At 64.9% G+C, this 25,821-nt stretch carries 26 protein-coding genes and 1 pseudogene; 11 read left to right on the forward strand and 16 right to left on the reverse strand.

The window, feature by feature from the left end; all coding sequences use genetic code 11:
* The first annotated feature begins 17 nt into the window (after positions 1 to 17).
* The 4 genes from DOD19_RS02485 to DOD19_RS02500 are packed head-to-tail and all read left to right on the forward strand — an operon-like array spanning position 18 to position 3,017.
* A complete protein-coding gene (locus DOD19_RS02485) occupies positions 18 to 686 on the forward strand; it encodes an amino acid ABC transporter permease (RefSeq protein ID WP_024974913.1) in 669 nt (222 codons plus the stop codon).
* Positions 683 to 1,486, forward strand: coding sequence for an amino acid ABC transporter ATP-binding protein (locus DOD19_RS02490; protein ID WP_112183837.1), 804 nt, complete (start codon positions 683 to 685; stop codon positions 1,484 to 1,486). The genes DOD19_RS02485 and DOD19_RS02490 overlap by 4 nt, the downstream gene beginning before the upstream one ends.
* On the forward strand, positions 1,483 to 2,442 hold the full coding sequence (gene hutG / locus DOD19_RS02495; protein ID WP_037031474.1) for a formimidoylglutamase: 960 nt from the start codon (positions 1,483 to 1,485) through the stop codon (positions 2,440 to 2,442). The genes DOD19_RS02490 and hutG overlap by 4 nt, the downstream gene beginning before the upstream one ends.
* Entirely contained in the window at positions 2,439 to 3,017 is a 579-nt protein-coding gene (locus DOD19_RS02500; protein ID WP_112183839.1) for a HutD family protein, read from the forward strand. The genes hutG and DOD19_RS02500 overlap by 4 nt, the downstream gene beginning before the upstream one ends.
* Positions 3,018 to 3,115: 98 nt before the next feature.
* Here DOD19_RS02500 and DOD19_RS02505 read toward each other — a convergent pair whose 3' ends face one another.
* Entirely contained in the window at positions 3,116 to 3,400 is a 285-nt protein-coding gene (locus DOD19_RS02505) for an HU family DNA-binding protein (RefSeq protein WP_003272088.1), read from the reverse strand.
* A 311-nt stretch (positions 3,401 to 3,711) separates the two neighbouring features.
* On the opposite strand from DOD19_RS02505, the gene DOD19_RS02510 reads away from it, so the two are divergent.
* Positions 3,712 to 4,464, forward strand: a complete 753-nt coding sequence (locus tag DOD19_RS02510; RefSeq protein ID WP_112184305.1) for an oxidoreductase — start codon at positions 3,712 to 3,714, stop codon at positions 4,462 to 4,464.
* Positions 4,465 to 4,513: 49 nt separating this feature from the next.
* Here the strand turns inward: DOD19_RS02510 and DOD19_RS02515 are convergent, their stop codons facing one another.
* Complete coding sequence (locus DOD19_RS02515; protein ID WP_024974918.1) at positions 4,514 to 5,845, reverse strand: MFS transporter; 1,332 nt, start codon at positions 5,843 to 5,845, stop codon at positions 4,514 to 4,516.
* A gap of 180 nt (positions 5,846 to 6,025) precedes the next feature.
* Here DOD19_RS02515 and DOD19_RS02520 point away from each other — a divergent pair, with 180 nt between their 5' ends.
* Both DOD19_RS02520 and DOD19_RS02525 read left to right on the forward strand, forming a co-directional pair.
* A complete protein-coding gene (locus tag DOD19_RS02520) occupies positions 6,026 to 6,391 on the forward strand; it encodes a hypothetical protein (RefSeq protein ID WP_080693636.1) in 366 nt (121 codons plus the stop codon).
* 154 nt (positions 6,392 to 6,545) lie between these two features.
* Positions 6,546 to 7,946 carry a GntP family permease gene (locus DOD19_RS02525; protein ID WP_024974919.1) on the forward strand — a complete coding sequence of 467 codons (1,401 nt, stop codon included), beginning with the start codon at positions 6,546 to 6,548 and terminating at the stop codon, positions 7,944 to 7,946.
* Between the two features lie 65 nt (positions 7,947 to 8,011).
* On the opposite strand, the gene DOD19_RS02530 is transcribed toward DOD19_RS02525, so the two are convergent.
* The 5 genes from DOD19_RS02530 to DOD19_RS02555 form a co-directional block, all read right to left on the reverse strand.
* On the reverse strand, positions 8,012 to 8,455 hold the full coding sequence (locus tag DOD19_RS02530) for a hypothetical protein (RefSeq protein WP_024974920.1): 444 nt from the start codon (positions 8,453 to 8,455) through the stop codon (positions 8,012 to 8,014).
* 169 nt (positions 8,456 to 8,624) lie between these two features.
* Positions 8,625 to 9,392 carry a sulfite exporter TauE/SafE family protein gene (locus DOD19_RS02535; RefSeq protein WP_024974921.1) on the reverse strand — a complete coding sequence of 256 codons (768 nt, stop codon included), beginning with the start codon at positions 9,390 to 9,392 and terminating at the stop codon, positions 8,625 to 8,627.
* Positions 9,393 to 9,456: 64 nt separating this feature from the next.
* A complete protein-coding gene (locus DOD19_RS02540) occupies positions 9,457 to 11,013 on the reverse strand; it encodes a glycine betaine ABC transporter substrate-binding protein (protein WP_112183840.1) in 1,557 nt (518 codons plus the stop codon).
* Positions 10,995 to 12,203 (reverse strand): HD-GYP domain-containing protein, encoded by a 1,209-nt coding sequence (locus tag DOD19_RS02545; RefSeq protein ID WP_112183842.1) that lies wholly within the window; start codon positions 12,201 to 12,203, stop codon positions 10,995 to 10,997. Before DOD19_RS02545 ends, DOD19_RS02540 begins: the two co-directional genes overlap by 19 nt.
* A 272-nt stretch (positions 12,204 to 12,475) precedes the next feature.
* Positions 12,476 to 12,748, reverse strand: coding sequence for a hypothetical protein (locus DOD19_RS02555; protein WP_024974924.1), 273 nt, complete (start codon positions 12,746 to 12,748; stop codon positions 12,476 to 12,478).
* A gap of 408 nt (positions 12,749 to 13,156) precedes the next feature.
* On the opposite strand from DOD19_RS02555, the gene DOD19_RS02560 reads away from it, so the two are divergent.
* A complete protein-coding gene (locus DOD19_RS02560) occupies positions 13,157 to 13,963 on the forward strand; it encodes a hypothetical protein (protein WP_112183844.1) in 807 nt (268 codons plus the stop codon).
* Positions 13,964 to 14,080: 117 nt separating this feature from the next.
* Here the strand turns inward: DOD19_RS02560 and DOD19_RS02565 are convergent, their stop codons facing one another.
* The gene (locus DOD19_RS02565) at positions 14,081 to 14,893 is read right to left on the reverse strand and encodes a transporter substrate-binding domain-containing protein (protein ID WP_024974926.1); all 813 of its coding nucleotides are present in this window, start codon (positions 14,891 to 14,893) and stop codon (positions 14,081 to 14,083) included.
* 74 nt (positions 14,894 to 14,967) lie between these two features.
* Positions 14,968 to 16,383, reverse strand: a complete 1,416-nt coding sequence (locus DOD19_RS02570) for a M20 family metallopeptidase (protein ID WP_112183846.1) — start codon at positions 16,381 to 16,383, stop codon at positions 14,968 to 14,970.
* A gap of 225 nt (positions 16,384 to 16,608) precedes the next feature.
* On the opposite strand from DOD19_RS02570, the gene DOD19_RS02575 reads away from it, so the two are divergent.
* Positions 16,609 to 16,884, forward strand: a complete 276-nt coding sequence (locus DOD19_RS02575; RefSeq protein WP_112183848.1) for a hypothetical protein — start codon at positions 16,609 to 16,611, stop codon at positions 16,882 to 16,884.
* A gap of 33 nt (positions 16,885 to 16,917) precedes the next feature.
* On the opposite strand, the gene DOD19_RS02580 is transcribed toward DOD19_RS02575, so the two are convergent.
* The 4 genes and pseudogenes from DOD19_RS02580 to DOD19_RS02590 form a co-directional block, all read right to left on the reverse strand.
* On the reverse strand, positions 16,918 to 18,228 hold the full coding sequence (locus DOD19_RS02580; protein ID WP_112183850.1) for a HipA N-terminal domain-containing protein: 1,311 nt from the start codon (positions 18,226 to 18,228) through the stop codon (positions 16,918 to 16,920).
* 548 nt (positions 18,229 to 18,776) lie between these two features.
* Positions 18,777 to 19,709 carry a DMT family transporter gene (locus DOD19_RS02585; RefSeq protein ID WP_024974930.1) on the reverse strand — a complete coding sequence of 311 codons (933 nt, stop codon included), beginning with the start codon at positions 19,707 to 19,709 and terminating at the stop codon, positions 18,777 to 18,779.
* 59 nt (positions 19,710 to 19,768) lie between these two features.
* Complete coding sequence (locus tag DOD19_RS27815) at positions 19,769 to 20,314, reverse strand: methylated-DNA--[protein]-cysteine S-methyltransferase (RefSeq protein ID WP_024974931.1); 546 nt, start codon at positions 20,312 to 20,314, stop codon at positions 19,769 to 19,771.
* Positions 20,315 to 20,356: 42 nt separating this feature from the next.
* A pseudogene (locus DOD19_RS02590) lies at positions 20,357 to 21,811 on the reverse strand (DNA-3-methyladenine glycosylase 2 family protein); the annotation flags it as partial.
* A gap of 138 nt (positions 21,812 to 21,949) precedes the next feature.
* Here DOD19_RS02590 and DOD19_RS02595 point away from each other — a divergent pair.
* A complete protein-coding gene (locus DOD19_RS02595; protein WP_112183854.1) occupies positions 21,950 to 22,696 on the forward strand; it encodes an SDR family oxidoreductase in 747 nt (248 codons plus the stop codon).
* A gap of 7 nt (positions 22,697 to 22,703) precedes the next feature.
* Here DOD19_RS02595 and DOD19_RS02600 read toward each other — a convergent pair whose 3' ends face one another.
* A complete protein-coding gene (locus DOD19_RS02600) occupies positions 22,704 to 23,588 on the reverse strand; it encodes a neutral zinc metallopeptidase (RefSeq protein ID WP_024974934.1) in 885 nt (294 codons plus the stop codon).
* A 318-nt stretch (positions 23,589 to 23,906) separates the two neighbouring features.
* On the opposite strand from DOD19_RS02600, the gene DOD19_RS02605 reads away from it, so the two are divergent.
* Positions 23,907 to 24,497 carry a hypothetical protein gene (locus tag DOD19_RS02605; protein ID WP_112183856.1) on the forward strand — a complete coding sequence of 197 codons (591 nt, stop codon included), beginning with the start codon at positions 23,907 to 23,909 and terminating at the stop codon, positions 24,495 to 24,497.
* A gap of 16 nt (positions 24,498 to 24,513) precedes the next feature.
* On the opposite strand, the gene dapA is transcribed toward DOD19_RS02605, so the two are convergent.
* Entirely contained in the window at positions 24,514 to 25,398 is an 885-nt protein-coding gene (gene dapA / locus DOD19_RS02610) for a 4-hydroxy-tetrahydrodipicolinate synthase (protein ID WP_112183858.1), read from the reverse strand.
* Between the two features lie 8 nt (positions 25,399 to 25,406).
* Positions 25,407 to 25,754, reverse strand: coding sequence for a hypothetical protein (locus DOD19_RS02615; protein ID WP_112184307.1), 348 nt, complete (start codon positions 25,752 to 25,754; stop codon positions 25,407 to 25,409).
* Between the last annotated feature and the right edge of the window lie 67 nt (positions 25,755 to 25,821).

A 25,821-nucleotide genomic window follows, 5' to 3' on the forward strand; every position in this document is an offset into this window, starting at 1 on the left:
GACAGACGGACACGCTGATGGAACTGGATTTTTCTCCCGTCTGGGCCGGCTGGCACGACATCCTGCGCGGTACGCTCGTCACCGTTGAGGTGACGGCCGCGGCGCTGGTGCTCGGCTGCGTGCTGGGCCTGCTGATCGGCATCGGGCGGTTGAACCCGCGCCGCCGATTCATCTACGGCATCTGCACGGTGTACGTGACGTTCATCCGTGGCACGCCGCTGCTGGTGCAGCTCTTCCTGTTGTTCTTCGGGCTGCCGCAGTTCGACATCCTGCTGCCGGCGTTTGTGTGCGGCGTGCTGGGGTTGGGCGTGTATTCGGGCGCCTATGTGTCGGAAATCGTGCGCGGTGCGATCCAGTCGGTGGATCGCGGGCAGATGGAGGCGGCACGCTCGATCGGCATGTCGTCGGCGCAGTCGATGCGCGCCATCATCCTGCCGCAGGCCGTGGTGCGGATGATTCCGCCGCTGGGCAACGAGTTCATCGCGCTGATCAAGAACTCGGCGCTGGTGTCGCTGCTTACGATCCACGACCTGATGCACGAAGGGCAAAAGATCATCAGCGTGTCGTATCGCTCGCTGGAGGTGTACCTGGCGATTGCGCTGGTGTACCTGGTGCTGACCAGCGCTGCCAGCTATCTGCTGCATCGGCTCGAACGCCACATCCGTGCGGGAGGCATGGTGCAATGAGCATGACAAATGCGGCTCACCCGCAAACTCTCAAATCCGCGCTGGATGTTCCCATGATCCAGATCCGCGGGCTTACCAAATCGTATGGCGATCACACCGTGCTCAAGGACATCGACTTCGAAGTCGATGCGTCGCAGGTGGTGGTCGTCATCGGTCCCAGCGGCTCGGGCAAGAGCACGTTCCTGCGTTGCTGCAATGGGCTGGAGACGGCCGAAGGCGGCACCATCGACATCTGCGGCAAGCGCCTGATCGACAACGGCAAGCTGCTGCCCGATGGCGAGCTGAACCAACTGCGGCAGCAGGTCGGCATGGTGTTCCAGTCGTTCAACCTGTTCCCGCATCTTTCAGTGCTGCACAACGTCACGGTTGGGCCGCGCATGCTGAGTGGCAAGTCGAAGCAGGAGGCGGAAGCCGAAGCGCGCGAGCTGCTGCAGAAAGTAGGGCTGGCACACAAGGCCGACGCGATGCCCGCCAGCCTCTCCGGCGGTCAGGAACAGCGCGTGGCCATTGCGCGTGCACTGGCGATGCGGCCCAAGGTGATGCTGTTCGACGAGCCGACGTCTGCGCTTGACCCGGAACTTGTTGGCGAAGTGCTGCAGGTGATGAAAGTGCTCGCCAAGGAAGGCATGACGATGCTTGTGGTCACGCACGAGATGGGTTTCGCACGTGAAGTGGCCGACGTGGTGGTGGTGATGGACGGCGGCGGCATCGTCGAAGCCGGGCCACCGTCGGTCATCTTTGGCGAGCCCAAGGAAGCGCGCACGCGTTCGTTCCTGCAAGCGGTGCTGACACGCACATGACGATGACCGAAGCTGCAACGTTCGATGCCTCCATCTGGCAGGGGCGTGACGACACAGGCGAACGCGGTGACGTGACGCGCCTGTTCCAGGTCGTGCAGTCGGCCTATGCGACGACGTTGTCCGGCGCGCCTGCGCTGGTCGGGTTTGCGTGCGATGCGGGCGTGGTGCGCAACCACGGCCGCGCCGGTGCTGCACAGGGCCCGCGCGAAATCCGCCGGGCGTTGGCCAACGTGCCCGCGCATGGCCTGTCGGTGCTTGCGGACGCGGGCGATGTCACGTGTGACGACGGCGATCTGGAAGGCGCGCAGGCCGAGCTCGGCGACACCGTGTGCGAACTGCTCGATGCCGGCGCGCGTCCGGTCGTGCTCGGCGGTGGCCACGAGGTTGCGTTCGGTACTTATCAGGGCTTGCGTCAGCATTGGCAGAAACAAGGCTGGCGCGGACGTCTGGCGGTCGTCAATTTCGATGCGCATTTCGACCTGCGCACGAGCCGCCCCGGCAACTCCGGTACGCCGTTCGACCAGATCGCAGAAGACTGTGCCGCACACGGCATTGACCTGACGTATTGCTGCCTGGGTGTGAGTCGCCTGTCGAACACACCCGCGCTGTTCGACCGCGCCGATGCGCTGCACGCGCACTACGTGGAAGACACTGATGTGCAGGAGCGCCACCTCGATGCGCGCATGACCGATCTCGATGCATGGCTGGCTGATGCCGATCACGTCTACCTGACCATCGACATGGATGTGCTGTCCGCTGCCGTGGCGCCTGGCGTGTCCGCGCCCGCGGCTTACGGCATCACGCTGCCGGTGCTTGAGGCCCTGGTGCAGCGCGTCTGTGCGACGGGCAAGGTGCGCGTGGCGGACATCGCCGAGACCAACCCCGAATACGATCAGGACCGCCGCACCGTGCGCGTAGCGGCGCGTCTGGCGTATCACTTGTTGCGCCGCTCATGAAGCTGATTCCCACAGATGCAATGCGTCGCATGCCGTGGAAAAACGGTGGCGGTGTCACGACCGAAATCGCCATCGCCCCGGCGGGTGCCACGCTGGACAATTTCGACTGGCGAGTGAGCACTGCGCAGGTGGATGCGGCAGGGCCATTCTCGCGCTTTGCCGGCATTGACCGATCGCTGGCGGTGATTGCGGGCGGCCGGCTGACGATGCATCGCGCCGAAGCCGAAGCCGTGATGCTTGCGCCCGGCGAAGCACCCGCGCGCTTTCCTGGCGAAGCGGATGTGCATGCCACGCTCGACGCGCCGCTCTCGGATTTCAATGTGATGACGCGGCGCGACGCGTGGGCACATCATGCCGAGGCGATTGCCCTGGCAGCCGGCGAGCGCCGCTCGCTGCCGCGCTTGCATCGGGGCATGCAATGGCTGGTGTATTGCGTGCACGGCCTGCTGTCGATTGGTGCCGACGATGTACCGCAGGGCGCGGCTGCATGGCTCGATGCAGAGGGCGATCCGGACACGGTTGTCGCGCGTGTCGGTTCGGTCGGTTATCTGGCGGCCTTGTGGCCGGTCGGCTGACGTTGCGCCAGATCAAACGCACCAAAAGAAAAGGGACCCCGTAGGGTCCCTTGCAAGTCTCCCGGCCCGGCATGCATGCCGGGCTCGGCAGAAGACTCTTACTTCTTCTTGTTCACGGCGTCCTTGAAGCCCTTGCCAGCCGTGAACTTCACGGTCTTGGTTGCCGGGATCTTGATGGCTTCGCCGGTGCGCGGGTTGCGGCCCGTGCGTGCTGCACGCTTGCCCGACGAGAACGAACCGAAGCCAACCAGCGTGATGGTGCCGCCCTTGGCGACGGTCTTCTTGATGTTTTCCAGCGCGGAGTTCAGCGCGCGCTCGGCGGCGGCGTTGCTCAGTTCAGCGTCTTTCGCAATGGCGGCTACGAGTTCGGATTTGGTCGTCATGTCAGTTCCCCACTTCAGGTTTGTTGGACAGCGTTGTACTGCGACCCGTTTTATATCACCGTTGCGAAGGGTTGCACATCCCCTAACTGCAAGGGTTTGCGGGCCGTTGCTTGCAGCCGACACTTGCCCCGTCTAGGTTTGCGGGCGGGTATCCGGGAAACACCTGATATCGACAGGGTTTGTTTGCATTTCCGCCAGCGTTCTTCACGCTAGAAACGCACCGAAAGCGCGCAGGCGGCACTGCAGCAAACTGATCCGCCAGACGCCGTACACTGTGTTTCTGGGCCCGTGCAAACTTCATGGAGAACATCATGTCGAGTTCGCAAATGCCTGTCGGACAAGGCTTCGCGGCCGGCGGCGAAGCGCCGGAGCACCCGCGCGGACCGGCCGTTCTGGTGGCCGGCGCCAACGGGCTGGTGGGCCGCGCCGTGGTGCGTCGTCTCGTCGCGCAGCCCTGGGCGGGCGGCGTGACCGCGCTTGTACGGCGGCGCGGGGCCTTGACAGCAGGGCAGGCGACGCCCGGTCGATTGCGTGAATGCGTGGTCGATTTCGAGCGCCTGGATGCGCCGGAAATCCGGTCTGCGTTTGCCGCCGATATCGTCATCTGCGCGCTTGGCACGACGATCCGGCAGGCGGGCTCGCAGGCGGCATTCCGGCGCGTTGATGTCGAGTATCCGGTAGAAGTGGCACGGCGGGCGTTTGCTGCCGGCGCGCATCATTTTCTGCTGGTGAGCGCGTTGGGCGCCGATGCACGATCGGGTGTCTTCTACAACCGCTGCAAGGGCGAAGTGGAGGCGGAAATCCTGTCGATCGGCTTTCCGTCGGTGACGGTGGTACGGCCTTCGCTGCTGCTCGGCACACGCGCAGAATTTCGGCTCGGTGAACGTATTGCGCAAGGCCTGTCGCGCGCAATCGGATGGATGGTGCCCAAGACATGGCGACCGGTGTCGGTGGAGTCGGTGGCGGCAGCGCTCGTCGTGGCAGCGCGGGTGGATGCGCCGGGCGTGCGCGTGCTGGAAAACGCAGGGTTGCTGGGCGCAAAAGATGAACGGCCGGTGGGGTGATCCACCGGCCGTTTTTCGCTCGTGTTTCGCGTAGGGTTATTTCAAGCGATTACTTTTCGATGGGCTTGCCTGTGCGGTCGTGCATCAGCGACAGCGCAAACACGCTGATGATCGCCGCTGCCATCACGTAGTACGACGGTGCCAGCTTGCTGCCGGAACTGGCAATCAACCACGTCACGATCAGCGGGGCAAAACCACCAAAGATCGTGACCGCCAGGTTGTACGAAATCGACAGGCCGGTAGAGCGCACCGCCGTCGGAAACTGCTCGGCCAGCACGGCCGGCGCCGGGCCCGTGAACGCCGCCAGCAACACACCCAGGATCACCTGCACCTGCAGCAGCGTTTGCACCGTCGGGTTGACGTTGAGCCAATGGAAGAGCGGATACGCCGCAGCTGCGATGATGAGCGCCACCGTGCCCAGCATGCGCTTGCGCCCGATGCGGTCGGACAGCGTGCCCATCAGCGGGCACAGCACGAAGATGATCGCACCGCAAAGCGCCGTCGACTGGAACGTCGCGCCCAGGGGCAGACCGAGCTGTTGCTTCGCGTACGTCGGCATGTAGAACACCAGCGTGTAGGTGCAGACGGTCCAGAGAATCGTCACGCCCAGACCGCCGAGCACTTCGCGCGGATGATCGCGCAGCACTTGCGACAGCGGCGCCAGACGCGACTCTTTCGCGGCCTTTGCCTTCTGCGCTTCGAACGCGGGCGGCTCGTGCAGGTGTGAGCGGATGTACATGCCGACCGGCCCGATCAGCAGGCCGAACAGGAACGGAATGCGCCAACCCCACGCATCGATCTGCTCGGGCGACAGACCATTCGTGACGATCGCACCCATGGCGGCACCCAGGATGAACGAGATGCCCTGGCTCGCCTGCTGCCAGCTTGCGAAGTAGCCGCGCCTTTCGTCCGGCGAATACTCGATCAGAAACGCCGTTGCGCCACCGACTTCACCGCCGGCCGAGAAGCCCTGGATGAGCCGCGCGATCACGATGAGGATGGGTGCGCCGATACCGATTTGCGAGTACGTCGGTGCGAGGCCGATGAGGGCCGTGCCGATCGCCATCAGCATGATGGTGAGTGTGAGTGCAGCCTTGCGGCCCACGCGGTCGGCGTACACACCGAGTACGACGGCGCCGACCGGGCGCATGAAGAACCCCACGCCAAACGTGGCGACCGTCAGCATGAACGAGGTGAAGTCATTGCCTGTGGGAAAGAACAGCTTGGCGATGATGACGGCGAAGAAGCTGTAGACCGTAAAGTCGAACCATTCGAGGCCGTTGCCGATGGTGGCGGCGATGATGGCCTTGCGTCGGGTGGCCGCAGAGATGGCCGGTGCCGGTGCCCGATCGCCGTGGGTGGGCGCTGCCGTGGCTTGCATGGATGTGTCCTCCAGTGTTTTATGGGCATCGCCTGCCTCGATCTCTCCCCAGCGCGGGCGGCGAAGCGGTCATGGTAAGTGATCCGGCAAGGATTCGCTGCGGCGGTATACGAAGTCCTTGGAATTGAACCAGCCAGACACTGTCGAATGCATATGCACATGCATCCAACGGAGCACATCATGAACCGCACGCCGCAACCTGGAGGTCGTTTAGGCGCCATCCTGCCGGGCGCGGTGGCCGCGTGCGCGGCCATCTTGCTGGGCGGTTGCGTGGTCGCACCGTATTACGACGCCTACGGCAACCCGATCGCGCCCGCAGCCGTGGCGCCTGCGTATCCGTCCTATCCGTACGATCCCTATTACTACTATGGTCCGGCCTATTACCCTGCGCCGGTTTACCCGGCGCCGATCTTTGGCAGCGTGTGGATTGGCGGGGGCGGCTGCTGGGGCTGCCATCACGGTTGGGGTGGCCGGGGATGGGGCGGGCGCGGCTGGGGCCATGGAGGGGGGTGGGGGCACGGAGGAGGCGGGGGGCATCGTCATTGAATCGTCATCGTCGACGTGACGAAGACGCCCATCCCGCGCGGCTGAACGCCAGTTCCGCCGTCAGTTCAATACGCGTGATTGCGTAACGGAATCTGTTGCATCGCGACATACAATCCTTCGCTCTTAAAAAGAAAAGCATGCGAGGAGATTGTCGATGTCCGTCATCATCGTGCTGGCTGCGCTGGCATTTCTGATGTTCGCCGCGTATCGCGGCTACAGCGTCATCCTGTTTGCACCGTTGGCCGCCTTGGGCGCGGTGTTGCTGACTGATCCATCGGCTGTGGCGCCGGTGTTTTCCGGCATCTTCATGGAGAAGATGGTCGGCTTCGTCAAACTGTATTTCCCGGTGTTTTTGCTCGGTGCGGTGTTCGGCAAGGTGATCGAGCTGTCGGGCTTTTCACGCTCGATCGTCGCGTCGGTCATCCGCGTGGTGGGAGCCAAGAGGGCGATGCTTTCGATCGTGCTGGTGTGCGCGCTGCTGACATACGGCGGCGTGTCGCTCTTCGTGGTGGTGTTTGCGGTGTACCCGTTTGCAGCGGAGATGTTCCGCCAGGGCAATATCCCCAAGCGCCTGATCCCGGGCACGATCGCGCTGGGCGCGTTCTCGTTCACGATGGATTCATTGCCGGGCACGCCGCAAATCCAGAACATCATCCCGACCACGTTCTTCCACACCACCTCGTGGGCTGCGCCGTGGCTTGGCACCATTGGCGCGCTGTTCATCATCGTGGTGGGCATGTCGTATCTGGAATGGCGCCGCCGCGCAGCGGTGCGCAATGGCCATGGCTACGACCACGGGCTTACCAAGCTGGTGAACGAGCCCGAGACAGCCGACACCGGCACGCTTGCGCATCCGCTCGTCGCGCTGTCGCCGCTGGTGCTGGTGGGCGTGATGAACCTGCTGTTCACGCGCTGGATTCCGGCGTGGTACGGCAAGATCGTCACGGTTGCGTTGCCGGGCCTGCCCAAGCCGCTGACGGTTGAAGCCGACAAGCTGACCGCGATCTGGGCTGTGGAGGCTGCGCTGTTGATCGGCATCGTCGTGGTGCTCGTGTTTGGCTTCCGCGCCGTGAAGGGCCGCTTTGCCGAAGGCAGCAAGGCAGCGGTGTCGGGTGCGCTGCTGGCCGCGATGAACACCGCTTCGGAATACGGTTTCGGTGGCGTGATTGCAGCGCTGCCGGGTTTCCTGGTGCTGGCCGATGGCCTGCGCGCGATTCCGAATCCGCTCGTCAATGAAGCCGTGACGGTGAGCACGCTTGCAGGCATCACCGGTTCCGCATCGGGCGGCATGAGCATTGCGCTGGCGGCAATGGCCGATCAGTTTGTGCAAGCGGCGCAGGCGACGGGCATTCCGATGGACGTGCTGCACCGCGTGGCGGCAATGGCTTCGGGCGGCATGGACACGCTGCCGCACAATGGCGCCGTCATCACGCTGCTCGCCGTGACGGGCCTCACGCATCGCGAGGCGTATCGCGATGTGTTCTGCGTGACGATCATCAAGACGCTGGCCGTGTTCTTCGTCATTGCGGTGTTCTACGCCACCGGCATCGTCTGACGCAGACATCGCCGCAATAAAAAAGCCGACGCACAAACGTCGGCTTTTTTCATGGGCAGATACGGTTATTGCATGCTGCCGCCAGCTTCCGAGCGGCGTTCGCGGCAGACGCGCTGCGCTTCACCCACCAGCGAATCGCACTGGTTGGCGCGATGTGACCAGAATGCACGGTCCGACGACGATTCCGTCGTCGCCTTGGCCTTGCCATGGCGGTGCGTGACGTGCTTGTCGACCCACTTGTCGGTCTTCATATGCGCACGATGGACTTTCTGTTTGAGCGTGCCGGGCGTGGCTTCGGGTTGCGCGCCGGTGGCGTTGTTGTGATAGCCGGGATTGGCAGCGGCATCGGCGTTGCGCTGAACCTGGGTGCGTGGGCCCTCCATTTGGCTGTCGACGCCCGTCACTGCGCTGTGATCCTTCTGCTGGGCCTGCGCGGGCGCCGCGCCGATCCACGCACAGGCGGCCACGGCGATCGCCGCGGCCAGACTCGACATCTTGCGTGCTTGCATGCTCGTTCTCCTTGTTGTGAAACGGGGCGGACTCCATGACACGCATGCGGCGTGCCATCCTGGCGCGCGTCCCAAACGTCACAATAGGAAAGCGGCAAACCGGCAGACAGTAGACGTTGACTGAACCGTCTGTCGGACAAACGCTGTCAAGCAAGGTCGGATGCCGCTTTCAGGCCCGCATGAACAGCCAGACCGTCAGGATGATGCCGACGATGACGACGAAGCCGCGCAGCACTTTTTCCGGCAACCGGTGCAGTAGCCACGCGCCGGCAAATCCGCCCGCGATGCCGCCGATGCCCAGCGCCACCACGGCTGCCCAGTTGACCTGCGGCGAAAAAGCAAACACCGCCACGGCGGATGCATTCATCGTCATGGCGAGCACGTTCTTGGTCGCGCCCGCCATGCGCACCTGCTGGCCGGCCACAGTCAGCGCCGCGAGCATCAGGAAGCCGATCCCGCCGCCGAAGTAGCCCCCGTAAATGGCAATCGCAAACTGCGCGGTCGCCAGCGCGGTGGTCGAAATGCCGGATGTCGCGTGCAACGGCTTGCGGCGGAAGCTGCCCCACGCAAACACGCTGGTCGCAAACAGCACGAGATACGGCACCAGCTTGGCAAAGAACGACGGCGGCGTCGCCAGCAGCAACAGCGCGCCAAGCACGCCGCCCACCAGACTGATGACGATGAGTTGCTTGAGCGAGAGGTGATGTTCGCCAGCATCGACGCCGCCGGCCAGTTTGCGCCCGGCAATCGATGAGGTGATCTGGCTGGGGAACAGCGCGATCGTCGAAGTCATGTTGGCGCCCAGCGGGTTGAGCCCCGCCAGCAGCAAGGCCGGAAACGTGATGAACGACCCGCCGCCCGCGAGGGCATTCTGGGCGCCGGCATAGACGCCGGCGGCAGCGACGAGCAGGGCGGTGGAAAACGGAAGCGTGGTCATAAGCGGGGCGTGCAAGGCGGCTGGAATGACCGCGATGGTAATGGAACGCCCACGGGCGCGCTCGTCAGCGGAGCGGGGTGTCGCTGCCGTGTCGGCGCAGCCACCATTCGGCCACCTCGAACGTGCCCTGCACCAGCAGCGCCAGCCCTGCGGCAGGGATGGCGCCCGCGAGCAGCGTTGCACTGTCGTTGAGTGCGAGCCCCGTGGCGATGCGTTCGCCATAGCCGCCGGCACCGATGAACGCCGCGATGGTCGCTGTACCCACGCTGATGACCGTGGCGGTTTTGACGCCGGCCAGGATGACCGGCAGCGCCAGCGGCAGATCCACCACGCGCGTGCGTTGCGACGGTGTGAGCCCCAGCGCCAATGCCGCATCGCGCAAGCCATCGGGCACCTGTTCCAATCCGACAATGGTATTGCGCACGATGGGCAACAGCGCATAGACCGCCAGCGCAATCAGCGCCGGCACCACGCCAATCGATCCGACGATTGGGATGAGCATCGCGAGCAAGGCCAGCGACGGAATCGTCTGCAGCACGCCCACGACGGCAAGGATCGGCTGCTTGATCCGGCGACGCGCGGCCACGAGACCCAGCGGCACGCCGAGCAGCACGGCAATGCCAGTCGAAATACCCACCAGCATCAGATGCCGTTGCGTGAGCCGCCCAAGGCCGTCCGTCAGCCGGGTGAAGAATGCATGAGCCGGGGTAGCGGCTGGCGTGCTGCCATGCCCGGCGAGAAACTGCAGCGCGGCTTGCGAGAACGACTGGCCTTCGAGTTCGACCGCCGCATTCATCGCCACCATATCGTCGCGCTGGATGCGCCCAGCGAGTGCGCTGATGGCCTGCCATTGCGCCGGGTGCCGTTGCGCAACGTCGGCGCGGTAGAGCAGCACGGCGTCGTAGCGCGGGAAGACGTGCGCAGGGTCGTCGAGCACACGCAGATGTTCGCGGCGGATCTTGGCGTCGGTGGAGTAGATGTCGATCACGTCGACCTGGCTGGCGCGCAGCGCGTCGTAGGCGACGCCGTGGTCGAGGCCCGTCGGGTGTTGCGGCAGCTTGTAGTGCTGCGCAATGGCCGGCCAGCCATCGGCGCGGCCGAGAAATTCGTGCGACAGGCCAAGCCGCAGCGCCGGGTGCGTCGCCAGATCGGCTAGCGTGCGGATGTGCTCGCGTTCGGCATCGGCGTTGCGCATGGCAAGCGCGTAGGTGTCTTCAAAGCCGAGTGGCACGCCGGCCGCCAGGCCCATCGGCGCTAGGCCACGGTTCACGTCCGCCAGCAGCGCGGCCTGATCGGGGTTGGCAGCCTGCTCGGCAGGCAAGTGCAGGATTTCAGCGGCGATGGTGCCGAGGTAGTCCGGGTAGACGTCGATGCTTCCGTTCTTGAGCGCGGCAAAGACGATGGCGGTGTTGCCCAGGCCCGGTACGTGTTCGGCGGGGCCGTGCGGGGCTGCGGTCTGCGTGAGGATCTCGCCCAGCACGTACGACTCGGTGAAGCGTTTGGAGCCGATCCGCAGTGGTTGTTCGGCGAAGGCCGATGCGCTGCACGTCAGCCAACCCAGCGCAAGCCATGCCAGCAAGCGCCACAGAAAGGGACTACGGATCAGTCGCCGTGTATCCAAAGTTCGTTGAGGTCGGTCAGGCCCCAGTCGCGGGGTTCTTCTCGCGAGACGATCTGGTCGCCGGTCTGCGCCAGATCGATGAGTTCGGGCGCAATCCGCGTGCCCGACGATATTGAGAAGAATACCTTGACCGTGGGCGTGAGCAGTGCACCCGGCGCATGCTGCATGACCACCGCCAGCCGGCCCGAACGCAGCCGGACCAGCGAGCCTACCGGATAGATGCCCACGCTTTTGACAAACGCGTTGAACACCATCGGGTCGAAATGGTTGCCGCGCCATTCGACCATGCGCTGCACCGCGTAGGCGGCTTCCCACGCTTTCTTGTACGGGCGGTCGGACGTGACCGCGTCGTACACGTCGCAGATGGCGCCCATGCGCGCAAACAGCGAGATGCCTTCGCCAGCCAGCTTGTGCGGATAGCCCGTGCCGTCCATGCGCTCGTGGTGGTGCAGGCAGACGTCGAGCGCGATGTCGCGCATGCTGCTGTCGCCGGCCAGGATGTCGTGTCCTGCCTGCGGGTGGACGATCACGTGGCGGAATTCAGCATCGGTCAGCGCGCCGGGCTTGTTCAACACCTCGGGCGGAATCGCGATCTTGCCGATGTCATGCAGCAGGCCGGCCAGGCCGGCGTCGCGGACTTCGTCATCGGACAGCCCCAACTGGCGGCCCAGCGACACCATCAGCGTGCACACGGCCACGGAATGCAGAAAGGTGTAGCGGTCTTTCGTTTTCAGGCGCACGAGGCTGGTCAGTGCGCTGGGGTGCCGGTCGACCGAGCCGGAAATGGCTTCCACCAACGGCAGTGCGTCGCGCGCTTCGATCGTGCGGCCCATGCGCGCGTCGGCAAACATGGCCTGCACGGCCACCTCGGCCTTGCTGATGAGGCGGGCGGCGCGGCGCATTTCTTCCGCATACGTGATGGGGCGGGGCGCGATGTTGGCGTCGGCCGAGCAGGCGGGCGGTGCCGGGACTTCGGGCGCCGGAGGTGCCGCATTGGCGGCGGCCACGTCGGTGCCGCGCGTGGTGTCGATCCACACCTCACGTACGCCGCTGGCACGCAGCCGCTGCAATTGGGTGGCGTCTTCCACGCGAAAACGGGCCCGCCAGAACGGGTGGTCGAGCCACGAGCCGACAAATTCGTCGAGGTACATGCCCACCCGCAGGTGTTCGATGGCGATGCGCTTGCGCATGTTGATATTCAGAGATCAGTCCGTGGCGAGGCACGTTTTGCGCAACGGGTCCAAGGGAAGGCGGCCCGCCAATGGATGCATTCTCTTTTATCGGACGCGCGCCCGGGGCCTTGAGGGAGGAAAAGTCCGGGCTCGCAAGGTGAACTCTGCGGGTGTAGGCAAAAAAAAAGCGGCCAAACGGCCGCCTCGGTAAGCCGATGCGGGTGCCTACTGGGGCACCCGGCATCGGGGAGGGAGAGTGATACAGGTGATGCGGACAGCGGATGGACGACTTATTGGCCGTCGCTGAACGGGTCAGCCTTGCCGACCAGGGCGCCGTCGGTGTACGGATCGGCCTTGCGCAGCGCGCCATCGGTGTACGGGTCAGCCTTGCGCACAGCGCCGTCGGTGTAGACGTCAGCCTTGCGGGCGCCGTCGGTATACGGATCAGCCTTGGTCACGGCTTGGCCGTTGGTGTACGGGTCTTGGCGTTGCACGCCGGCAGCGAAGGCGGGAACAGCGGCAACAGCGATCAGCGAGGCGAGAATCAGGTTCTTGGTCTTCATGATGGACTCCACTACAGGGGGGTGAGCATTGCCGCAGGGCAGTTTCGCTGCAGTGCGGTAACGCGATGGCATAAGCTTAGTCGTTGCTCGAAGGGTAAAAAAGCAGTTCTATTAAACTCTTTGTTCAAAAAAGAAGAACAATTGTGGCCCTTCAAGCACCGCAATCTGCACATAAGTCATTGAATTGACATGCAAATGTGTGATGCGGGATAACCCTTAATGCGAAGGTGTGACGGCTGGCGCGGCAAAAAATTCCTGTCTGGATGCGCCCCGATTGTTGCGGCGCATTACAGACAGGGGGATTTCCCTCCCCCCAGCCCCCCAAAGTGGCGGCTAAACATTCGGCGTGGATGGTCGTTGATGCAGGTACGGGCGGCGTTTTCCGCCCCTTGCAGCAGGAAGGTCATCATGTCCCTCACCACCGCTTCCATCGCCCGTTTTGAGATTGACGGCGTCGCTTATCAGGCGAGGCTGTTTGCCATGCCGTTCCACGTGCCGGAAAACGGCCGCGTGCGCGCACATGCGATCGGGCGTCCGGACATGCCGTTCAGCGGTGTGCATGTCCTGGCCAACTGGCTGGAAGAGCGCGTGCTGCCCAAAGGCGTGGGCCTTGTGATGGCCGATCGCCTGTTCTCGCATGGCGCGGTAGACCAGTGGTCGGGCGCAGACGGTGCGCGTGCGGCCAAGGTGCTGTCGCAAGTGGCGCTTGGCAGCAAGAGCAGCCACCGCCTGTGGCGCAACACCGTGGCGGGTGGTTTCCGCGATGAGACCGCGTTTTTCCTGGGCGCCGCCTTTGTGCAGACCGACGCCGCCGTCGACGACATCCGCCTGCTGGGCGACCTCATTCCCGCAGCCGAATGGTCCGGCGTGGCCGACGCCGCTTCGACCATGATGGGCCTGCACCTGTATCGCCCTGACGAGCCCGAAACGCTGGTGAACTGCGCGCTGCTGGCGCCATCCTGGACGGAAACCGCCGTGGAACGCGCCGACGGCTACCGAGCACTCACGCTGCTGCATTCCTTTACCGAAGACGACGAGGTCATCCACGTCGACATCGAACTGCTGCCGCCGGGCCAGGTGGTGTTGCAGGTGGAGTCCTGCTCGACGCGTTTCTCCGCGCGCTTCGACCCCGCACTTCTGGGCCGCGACATGACTGACGCACTGCTGCGCGACGCGCTGGCCCTGCAACACGGCGATCCGGCCAGCCTCCACTAAGCTTGCCGGCCGCTTTCGCTTGAGCGGCGCACGACGCTGCAAGGCGCGCACTTTCACGGCATCATCTCGGCTTCCTGCAGCTAGGCGCGCCGCGGCGGCCTAGCCCTGCCTAACCGCTTACTTGGCCGGCGCATTCCACGGATACGCCAGCCACGCATCAAAGCGCTTGGCGAACTCACCACTCTCGGTTGTCTGCCGCAGCCACTGGTCGACGAAGTTCTTGAACACCACGTCGCGCGGCAGCAGGTAAGCCTTCTCGGAGAAATCGAACGGCGCTTCCGGGTGCACGGCGCACAGCTCCGGGTGCAGCTTCTGCTGCAGCTTGGTTTCGACCGCGTCGGTCATCATCAGGTCTGCGCGGCCAGCGACGATCTCGTTGAAGATCGTCACGTTGTCCGGATACACGCGAATCTGCGCCTGCTTCAGATGCTCGCGCGCGAATTTCTCGTTGGTGCCGCCCGGGTTGACCACCGCGCGCACATTCGGCTGGTCGATCTGCGCCAGCGTCTGGTATTTCGCCTGGTTCTCGCAACGCGTGATCGGCGTCTTGCCATCGCGCTGATACGGGATCGAATAGAACGCCTTCTTTTGCCGCTCCAGCGTGACCGACACACCGCTCATGGCGATGTCGTAGCGGTCAGCGGCAAAGTCCTGCATCAGCGTCGACCACGTGGTCGGCACGATTTCCAGCTTCACGCCGAGTGCCTTGGCCAGGCGCTCGCCCATCTCGACGTCCAGGCCGATAAAGTGGCCATCGGCGGGGTTCTTGTAGGTGAAGGGCTTGTAGTCGCCGGTGGTGCCGACGCGCAAGGTGCCACGCGCGATGATCTCGTCGAGACGGTTGGTGGCTTGCGTGGTTTGCGCCAGGGCGGGTGCCGCGGCGCAGGCGCACAGCAGCAGGGCGCCGGCGCGGATGAAACGGTTGAACATGGAATCCCCTCCTGAAAAGTCAAAAGCGCGGCCGTCCAGCCAGCAGGGCCGGCCGCGCCCGCATTAACGCCGGCTTACTGGCCCGACGCCTTGTTCCATTGCAGCGCATTGAGCACCGCCAGCGACATTGCCGTCACACCCGTCTTGATGGACGGTTCCGGCACGGGCGCGAACAGCGGTGAATGATTGGTCGGCAGCGGCTTGGCCCCCGGCTTGAGCGAGGCAAAGAACGTCTGCGGATCATTCACGCCGATGAAGAAGAACATCGACGGGATGCCTGCGTCAACAAACGCCGAGAAATCTTCGCTGGCCGTGATGGGCGGCACGCGCAGTACGCGGTCGTTGCCAAAGGCGGTCTTGAACATCGCCTCGGTGCGCGCGACCACGGTCGGGTCGTTGTTGACCGCCTTGCCGCCCTCGGTGATCTTGATGTCGGCGTCCGGCGCACCCGACATCTCGGTGACGGCCTTGGCCGTGCGGCGGATGCCATCGAGCATCTTCTGGCGCACCGCCGGCTTGTATGAACGGATCGTGCCGCGCAGCAGAACGCTGTCGGGGATGATGTTCTCGGCGCTGCCGCCCTGGATGGCGCCGATGCTCACCACGCCAAATTCCTGCGGATCTTTCTCTCGGCTGATCACGCTTTGCAGATCGACCACGAAGCGCGCCGCCATCATCACCGGGTCGATGGTCTTGTCGGGTGCGGAGCCATGGCCGCCGCGGCCTTTGAACGTAATCTCCAGCCCGTCGGAGTTGGACGTGATCGGACCGCTGTTGAAGACGATCGAACCGTACGGCCCCGGGCCCGTATGCAGCGCAAACGCATAGTCGGGCTTGGGAAAGCGCTTGAAGAAGCCGTCGTCGATCATGCTCTGCGCGCCCGTCACGGTTTCCTCGGCAGGTTGCGCGACGAACACCAGCGTGCCGTGCCAGCGGTCCTTGAGCGACACCAGCGTCTTGGCGGTCCCAACCCACGACGCCATGTGCACGTCGTGCCCGCAGCTATGCGCCACGCCCACGTCTTCGCCGCGCCATTTCGTGTGGACGTGGCTGGCGTAGGGCAGGCCGGTTTTCTCTTCCATGGGCAGTGCGTCGAGTTCGGTGCGCACCAGGATCGTCGGGCCGGCGCCATTGCGATAGACCGCCACCACGCCGGTCTTGCCCACGTGCTCCGTCACGTCAAAGCCGATCTTGCGCATCTGCGCTGCCAGCGTGGCCGCGGTGCGTGTTTCCTGGAACGCCAGTTCCGGATGCGCGTGGATGTCTTTGTAGAGCAGGTCGAGCTGACCGTATTCGGCATTGACCGCCGCGTCCACCGCCGGTTTGATCTGCGCCACGTCGATCCCGCCGGCCGTGGCCGCCGCAGGTTGCGCAGTTGCGGATGACGCGCCGCCAGGGCTGAACGGAATCTGCGCGAACGTGGGCAGGGCTGCACTGGCCAGCAGCAAAGCGAGCGCAGTACGTTTCAACCGGATGGGGGGCTTGATCATGGATGTCTCCTGTCGTTATGGTGGCGCCGACAAAGTCGTTGCTTCGTCAATCGATTCGATTATGCAACGCGATTCATGGCATGTGCACCCGGGGGCATCCCCAAGTCGATCATTCGCGTTGGGTGGAAACACGCTCAAGGGCAAGCGCCACGCTTGGCACTCGGTAGGCGCTTTCCTAGACTGGGTCAGGTGTGCTGTTCCAGTGAATCGAACATCGAAACGCGGATGAATCCGACGACGTATTGTCTACAGCTAGCGTTTCGCGATGCCCCGCCCGGGGAGACGGCGATTCGTGCGGCGCTGGAAGCCGCGCAGCGGGTGCTTGAACGCAGTGGTGTGTCGCCGCGCGAGGCGTTCGCGGCCTACCAGGCCTTCGCCAGCGGGGCAGGAAGCCCCGATACGCTCGCACTGACATTTGCCCGCGCCGAGGCTGAGGCCATGGATACGCTGGCCGCGCACGGCTACGCCCGCTATGGCACGGTCAGCCTGGCCGCGCTCTAAGTTTGTTGGCGGCGCCAGCCTCGCGCTTGAGTTTCAGACTTCGGCGGTCTTGCCGCCCAGTCGCCGTGCCGTCTCGGACACATGCCGGTGAATGCGCGCGAGGAAATCGATCTCCGCCGCGCGTGTCGGCGAATGCCCGAGCGCCTGTGACAGATGCGTCGCCACGAATGAGGACTGCGGCGCCAGCATACTGATCAGCCGCAGCAACTCGCGGCGCGCCTGGCTGGCGTCGTAGCCGAGGTGATCGGCCAGGGCGAGCAGTGCGTCCTGGTCGATGGCCTCATAGCGGGCTTGTGCGTCCGGAGAGAGTTCATCGGCATTCCATTCGTTGGCGTAAACCGCCGCGCAGAAGAGGTGATCGTGCGCCGCAAGGCGGATACCGTCCGCACCGATGTGGAAATGCAGTGTGCCGGCCGATGCATTGCGTCCGCCGATCAGCAGGCAGAACACCATCCAGCGGAACAGCGCGGCCGTGGCGGAAGCCTGATCCGCGCACAGGCTCGCGCATTGCGCGACCTGCTCGACAGTGATCGGCAGAAAGCGGTGTTGGGGTGAGAGCCCCAGCAGTTGCACCGCCGAGACGACATAGCGTGCCTGCACCAGCGCCGTATCGTCGCTCTTGCAGCGCAGGGTACGATCAAGGCGCTGTACCACGGCGGCCGTTTCGGGAAACTGGCGCAGACCGATGAACGGTGTGTCCAGCCCGATGCTGCGGCCCAATAGCGTCGCCCAGCAGTGGTTGATGGTGGCGTACGGCAAGTGCGCGCCTTCGCCCAGATCCAGCCGCACGAAGTGGCTCGACTGCGCGGCATTGGCCGGCGCAGAAAACCGCCCGAGCCACATCGACACCGGCAGGCCATTCGAAGCCAGGAAGGGCAGGCTGATTTCTTCGGACGTCACGGCAGCATCGGTGCCGTAGCGCGCGCGAGGTTCAACCACGCGCAGTGGCGTGCTGCGGGGCGGGCGTCCGATGGTTTGCTGGAACTGCAGCACGAGATCGCGTTCGGACAGCCCGTCGGCGCGGCCGCTGCATGGCTTGAGGCCGATGGGCACCAGGGCCAGCGGGCCATCCAGATGCGGCGCCGCTTGCGCCAGATGTTCCAGTGCCGCGGCAGCTGCCTTGGGCGTGTTGCGTGCCGGTTCGGGCAGCAGGTATTCAAAGAAGTGGCGCACCGGCTGGGCTTTTGCCGTGTCGGCGATATTGCCGGCGGTGCGCGGCAGGTGGGGGCTCAGATCAAAGCCCTGCGACGAAGTCTGCCAGCGAGAATCGTATTCGAACGCCCAACCGCTGCGGCCGCACGATAGCTGACCGATCAGGTGCTTATTCAGGTAGACGTCCAGCATGCGCGTATCCAACGTATTTGTGGAGCGTGCTTAGTCGGCTGTGCAGCGGATAACCCGCCGGCAATTGGGAATTCGGCTGCTTTGCAGCAAATATGCCATTCCCTTGCACGCCCCTCATCGACCGATGGCGAGCATAACAAAGAAAATCTGCGCAACGCGTACGGAAATCCGATTTCGATGATGCAAGTTTCTCAAATCGGATTATCGGATTGTTAAGATCGAGTGCGCGTTGGTCGATGTTTCAGGCGTCTACTTCAGTTTTGCAGATTTTTTAAATCTAGCCAGAGAGCCAATGCTGGCGCCATTGAATAAATTTCAGAGGCACCGAGGTGGCAAGGTATTCATTACAAATCGGCGATTTATCGCGACAGTGCCAGCACTTTGCCGCGCTGCACGAATTGGCGGAAAAGTCCTTCGCAATGTGCGGCCGGAGGTGACATAACCGCATTGCTCACGGATTCAAATACGAATTTAAGCGCCGGCTTCAAGCGGGTTTTGATCGATCCGGGCAGTGCCCCGGCCACCCGGGGCACGATCAACGCGGCTACTCAGCGGCCGGAACGCAAAAGCGAATCCTGATCCTTTCCTGCGGCCGCCGCACTTGCAGGAGCCTTTTTCCCTGGTGCGAACACGCCGGTCGACAGCGACGTGCCGAGCAGGATCACCGCGCAGCCGATCACCATGTTGAGCGTCAGCTGCTCGCCCAGGAACAAGATGCCCCACAGCACGCCAAACACCGGAATCAAAAAGGTGACCGACACTGCGCGCGTCGGCCCCACGTGCGCGACAAGGCGGAAGAAGAGGATGTAGGCGACGCCCGTGCATGCGATGCCCAAGGCGATGACATGCAGCCACACGCTGCCGGTGGGCGTGTGCGCGGGCCACAGCCAATAGGCCAGCGGTGCGAGCACGATGGCGGCGGCCAATTGGCTGCCGGTCGCCACGGCCAAGGGCGGCACGCCGGTCAGGAAGCGCTTGGTGTAGCTGCTGGCCACGCCGTACAGCACGGTGGCCGACAGCGCTGCGGCTACCGCCATGCCGCCTTGTTTTGCGTCGATGACAGACGACCCGCCCACCAGCACGATGACGCCGATGAAGCCGATCGCCAATCCAAGCACGCGCAGCGACGACATCCGCTCGCCCAGCCATGTGAACGCGACGATGGCCGCAAACAACGGGGCCGCCGCATTGAGCACCGAGGTGAAGCCCGCCGTGAGGGTGAGTTCGGCATAGGCGAACAGACAGAACGGGATGGCCGAGTTCAGCACGCCCACGGCCAGCAGATGCGGCCAATGCGCGCGCAGCGCCCCCATGCCGCCGCGCAAGGTCAGTATCGGGACGAGGAAGCACGAGGCAATCGCCACGCGCAGCGCAATGAGCGCAACGGGCCCGAAAGGCGGCGCTGCCACGCGCATGAACAGGAAGGAGCCGCCCCATAGGGCAGCCAGCGTGAGAAGTTCAAGCACATCGGAGCGGCGCATGAAGGGGGCTCGTTATCGTTGTGGGGCGGTGTGCGCGCATTGTCCGCGCGATTTGCGTTTTATGCAGGCAGAAGTGCGAGCGTGCCTTGGCGATCGTCGGCCATGGGCAGGCGTTCGCCAACCCGCGCGGGATGACCTTCGAGCCGCAGCAGCGCGGCCTTGCGTGGCAAGCCGCCGGCATAGCCTGTGAGCGCCCCATCCGCGCCGACCACGCGGTGGCACGGGATGGCGATGGATATCGGGTTACGCCCCACGGCGGTGCCCACCGCGCGCGCATGTTCGCGCGTGAGCCCCAGGCGCGCTGTAATCTGGCCGTAGGTGGTACGGCCCCCGAACGCGATGTCGCACAGCAGGCGCCAGACGTCTTGCTGAAACGGTGTGCCCTCGGGGGCCATCGGCAGATCGAAGTCGTGGAGCTTCCCGGCAAAGTAGGCAGTGAACTGCGCCTGTGCCTCGCGGATGACCGGGATGTCCGCGCCCGGCGACATGCGCGCGGCATTCAGCGGAATCGTCTTCTGGCCGGGAAAGAACGCGCCGGTCAGGTGGGTGTCGGTGGCGGTCAACAACAGATCGCCGAGCGGGCAGGCAAAGGTGTGGCGGTACATGGCGGTCGATTCGTCAGTTCGTCTACTCGATACAAGCGGGGTGAGCGCATCCTCGCGGTGCCAGAGATGCATGGCCGCATACGCGCGCCACGGCGCCCACGGTTCGGCGCGCTCGACCATGGCCCGGCGCGTGGGCAGTGCGCCGTCTCCGTTGGCGAGGCGCTTGCGCAGGACGTAATCGCCCAGCGGAAATGCGTTCGGCCAGCCCAGTGCGCGCATGGCGACGTATTGCGCTGTCCATTCGCCGACACCGGGCAGCGCTTGCAAGGCAGCCAGCGTGGGGGCGAGCGGCACCAGCGGTTCGAGCCGCAGGCCCCCACCGTCGATGGCGCGGGCGAGTTCTACGACGGCGGTGGCGCGGCTGGCTTGCAGACCCGTCTGCGCGGCCAACGCTTGCGCATCAATGTTTGCCAGTGCGGCAGCGCTCGGAAACGCCATCGACAACCCTTCGCGCGATTGCGGCAACGGCATGCCATACGTGGCAGTCATGCGTCCGAGAATGCGTCGCGCCTGCGCCAGCGAAATGACCTGCCCGGCGATGGCGCGCACGGCAATCTCGAAGCCGTCGACAGCGCCCGGCACGCGCAGGCCAGGCGTTTCCGCAGCAAGCGTGCCGAGGTGCGCGTCCACCAGATCGGGCCGGCAATCGAGGTCGAACAGCCGCCGCGCGCGGGCCAGCACGGGCGGTATGGCATGCAGCAGGCTGGGCGACAGCGTGAGCGCCACCGCGTGGCGTTGCGGCACATTGCGCGCGTGAAGCCAGCCGATGTGCCGCGCGCCGGCGTAGTCGACGGTAATCGTGCGTGCGTAGCTGTCGGCGTCGACCACTTCGACGCCGTCGACTGCACGGGCGCGCAAGAATTCGAGCAATGCCTGCCACGCAAACGGCGGACGGTAGCCCAGCATGAGCGTGGGGCCGTCTTCGGCGCGCGGTGCCGTCGTGCGCGAGCGCAGGCGCGTGGGCGCAAAGCCGTAGTGCTCGGTAAAGCCGCTGTTCAGCCTGCGCACGCTCCCGAAGCCGGCCGCAAAGGCGACATCGCCGACGGGCATGGCGGTATCGGTCAGCAGCTGTTTGGCAAGCAGCAGGCGCTGCGTTTGCGCGTACTCGATCGGTGAGACGTCGAACTCGGCGCGGAAGATGCGGCGCAAGTGGCGGTCGGTCACGCCCACGGCTGCAGCCAGCGCGGCAAGGTCGTGCTCTTGCAGAAAGCCTTCGTCGATCATGCGGGCGGCGGCGCGCGCGAGGCTCGACGACATCTCGGCCAAGCTGTGCCCCGGCGCCAGTTCCGGCCGGCAGCGCAGGCACGGCCGAAAGCCCGCGCGCTCCGCAGCGGCTGCCGTGGTGAAGAAGCGGCAGTTCTTTTCCAGCGGCGTGCGAACCGCGCAAACGGGGCGGCAATATACGCCCGTGGATGTCACACCGACGAAGAACCAGCCGTCAAAGCGACGGTCGCGCGATTGCACGGCGTGGTAGCAGGCGTTGTGGTCGAGATGCATGGTGGCGATCGGGGAACCTGGCGGCTAGTCTAGCCCTGTCGGGTCGCATGGGTTCGCCGGATTCGGACAAGTCCCTCCATGCCAAAAACTCGGCATCTCGGCACAATTGCGCACACAACAACGCATCGGGAGATCGGCATGTCCAAGACCATCGTCATTACCGGCGGGAGCCGGGGTATCGGTCGCGCCACGGCGGTGCTGTGTGCGCAACGCGGCTGGTCTGTCGCGCTGCAATATCGCGGCAACCGGCAGGCAGCGGAAGAGACGGTGGGGCTGATCGAACAGGCCGGCGGCCATGCGCTGGCGGTGCAGGGCGATGTGTCGAGCGATGAAGACGTGATTGCGCTATTCGAGGCAGCGGCGGGGCGCTTTGGCGCGCTGCATGGCGTGGTCAACAACGCCGGTATCGTGGCCGAGGCTCAGGATGTGGCCGACATGACCACGCACCGGCTGCGCACGATGTTCGAGACGAATGTGCTGGGTGCCTTTCTGGTAGCACGCGAGGCGGCGCGGCGGCTGTCGACGTCGCGCGGCGGCGTGGGCGGTTCGGTGGTGAACGTGTCGTCGGCGGCCTCGCGACTGGGGTCACCGCACGAGTATGTCGACTACGCCGCCTCAAAGGGTGCCGTCGACACCATGACGCTGGGGCTGGCGCGTGAACTCGGGCGCGATGGCGTGCGCGTCAATGCCGTGCGCCCCGGCTTGATCGAGACCGATATCCACGCCTCAGGCGGCCAGCCCGATCGCGCGCAGCGCCTGGGCGGCACCACGCCTATCGGCCGGCCCGGCACGCCGCAGGAAGTGGCCGAGACCATCGTCTGGCTGCTCTCCGATGCGGCGTCTTACGTGACGGGCGCGCTGCTGGATTGCTCGGGTGGGCGCTGATCGGCGATCAGGCATTCGCTCCGGAGCGGAAGGTATCGCACTGGCGAAGGTCGCCGCCATCGAAGCCCTGGCGGAACCAGTGCATGCGCTGCTCTGACGTACCGTGCGTAAAGGCATCGGGCGTGACGCTGCGGCCCGCGTTGCGCTGCAGCGTGTCGTCGCCGATGGCGTGCGCGGCAGTGAGCGCTTGCTCCAGATCGCCGCGCTCAAGCAGACCGCGTTGCTGCGCAAAGTGGCCCCACACGCCGGCAAGGCAATCGGCCTGCAGCTCCAGCTTGACCGACAGCGCATTCGCCCCAGCCTGCGATTTGCCGGCCTGCGCGCGGCTGACCTTCTCCGACACGCCCAGCAGGTTTTGCACGTGGTGCCCCACCTCGTGCGCGACGACGTACGCGGCGGCAAAGTCGCCCGGGGCGCCAAACTTGCGGCGCAACTCGTCGAAGAAGCCGAGGTCGAGGTAGACCTTGGTGTCGGCCGGGCAATAGAACGGACCGACGGCCGAAGTGGCGTCGCCGCAGCCTGAGCGGATGCCCTGGCGGAACAGCACGAGCTTGGGCGGCTGATACGCACGGCCGGCTTGCTTGAACAGTTGCGTCCAGGTGTCTTCGGTGTCGCCCAACACATGCGAGACCAATTGTTTGCTGCGGTCGTTGTCGGTTTCTCCGGCGGGCCGGGCAGGGCTGTGCGGCGCGGATTGCGTCGGCGCGTTCTGCGACACCTGCATCACCATGCTGAGGATTTCCAGCGGGTTCTTGCCCATCAGCAAGCCCACAACGGCCACGATCGCGATGCCGCCGATGCCCAGCCGCATGCCGCCGCCACCGAAGCCGCCGCCCGAAGACGCGCGCTCATCCTCGACGTTATTGCTTTCGCGCATGTCATCCCAACGCACGGTGTTCTCCTTGATAGGCCTGTAAGGCTAGTAGGGCAGGGTCGGTCCGGGCGTCACACCCGGTAAACTTTGCAAAGTCTACCTGCTGTGCGTATGTACGGGCATGCCGCCGCGCTGCCGAATCGTCTGTGCGAAAAGCCGGGGCCAGGATTGACAAGGCTTGGCGGCAATTTGTGGCACCGCACCATCCCCGGCAGGAAACTTGCTAACCAAGGCTGCTCATCCTCCGTCCGGCTGTCACACAGGTGACATGCGGCGGTTTCCGAATAACGTTCGGCAGAAGACGACGCTGCCGATCCATGATCTCGAGTTCTCACCATGCGCTTGCCTGCTTCGATCACTGCTCAACCGCCAGACGCCACGGAGCCGTCGCATCTGGCTGCCACCCATGTTGACCCGACCGAGGTGTCGGATGTGGAGCAGGCCGCCGCAGAGCGCAAGCCGTGGTGGGAGCGCGTGTCGGGTGCCGTAGTCGGCGGCGCATTCAGCAGCGTTGCAGCCGCGTTGATTGCTGTGACGGGGGCGATTTACGTCGGGATGTACCACGCGCCCTGGGTGAAGAGCCTCGCCAGCCGCACGCCGACGGCCGCGCAGGCCGGCGATGCGATGAGCGTTGCCATGGCCGCCGGGCCTGCCAACGCAGCGACGCCGGCGCCGACCGCCGCATCTGCACCCACGGAAGCGGCTACGCAACCCGCATCGCCCGACCGCGTTGCGGCAGCGCGTGACCGGATGGAGCAACGCGTGTACTCGCAAGTGCCGCCGCCGCGCGCGCGCACGGTCGCCGAACGCGAGACGCTGGAAGACAACGACGCGCCGGCATCCGCCAACGCACGTCGTCATCATCGCGGTACGCGTTACATGCGCCATGGCGCGCCGTTCAACGCGGCCTGGTACAAGGGCGCCTGATCGGCCTTCTCGGTATCTAGGCCAGTCGCAGCGGGCAATCTGCTTCGACGTTTTCCAATGTGTGCATCGCTGTCATCAGGCGCCGGTGCAGCGATTCTGACACCGGCAGGATCGGCGCGCGCGTATCTGCGCCAATGCTTCCCTGCGCAGACAACAAGGCCTTGACCGGCGCTGGGTTTGGCTCCGCAAACAGCAGCGCCGCCAACGGCGCGAGGGCGTCGGCCAACCGCCGGGCTTCGTCGATGCGACCCGCGCGATGGTGCGCAACCAGTGCCACGAATAGCTCAGGCCGCAGATGCGCGCCGGCCAGGATGCCTCCCGTGCCGCCATGTGCCAGGCATTCGAGCAGCGCGCCGTCATCCCCGCTCAGCACATCCAGCGGCCCGCCTTGCAACGCGCCGAAATGCTCGGCCACACATTCCTTGATGGCGACGATGTTGGGCTGCTCTGCCAGCACCAGCGCGGTCTGCGGCGCGATCGAGACGCCCGTGCGCTTGGGCACGTTGTAGAGCACCAGCGGGCGGGTCGTGCTGTCGGCGACTTGTGCGTAATGCCAGCGCAATCCCGCCTGCGACGGGCAGACGTAGTAAGGCGGCGGCACCAGGTAGCCCGCGCTGTTCCAACGCTCGTAGTGTCGGATTTGCGCGCAGACTTCGCGCGTGTCCGCCGCGCCCACGCCGATCAGAAAGGGCGTGCGATCGCCGCAAGCGTCGGCGATGGCTTCCAGCACGGTATAGCGCTCGATTTGCGAGAGCAGCGCGGCTTCGCCTGTCGTGCCGAGTGCAACGAAACCCGACACACCGGCGCCTTGGTAATGGCACACCAATCGGCGCAGCGCGGTGGTGTCGACGCGATCGCGATGAAACGGTGTGACCAGCGGAATCCAGATTCCCGAGAACATGGCGCGCCTCAGTGCAGCGACGCGATCGCGCGTTTGTGCGACATGCACAGCGGCGTAATTCTGCCCAGCATGGCACAGGGCAAGCCACGCAGCAGCGCGCTGATTACCGCATCCACATCTGCATGGGCCAGTTCCAAATCAACGGTGATTGCCTTGCGGCGAGCGTCATGCCGGACGATGTACAGCCCAAGCGTGTCGCCGAGCAGCGCGTGCAACTGCCGGCGAATCGCGTGCGGCGCATCGCCGGGCACCGTCACGCGCAGGCACACGTGTCGGCTTGCCGGCATGGCAACCGCGCGAGGCATCGCCGCCGGCGAGGGTGGCAGCAACTGCGGAACCAGCGAAGACAGGAGCATCGATCGCGCCATGATGGGGTGGCGACGGCCTGCGTCGCCATGTCGTTGAACATGACGACACCGTATC

The sequence above is a fragment of the Ralstonia sp. GX3-BWBA genome (genome assembly GCF_003290055.1).
GTDB classification, from domain to species: domain Bacteria; phylum Pseudomonadota; class Gammaproteobacteria; order Burkholderiales; family Burkholderiaceae; genus Ralstonia; species Ralstonia holmesii.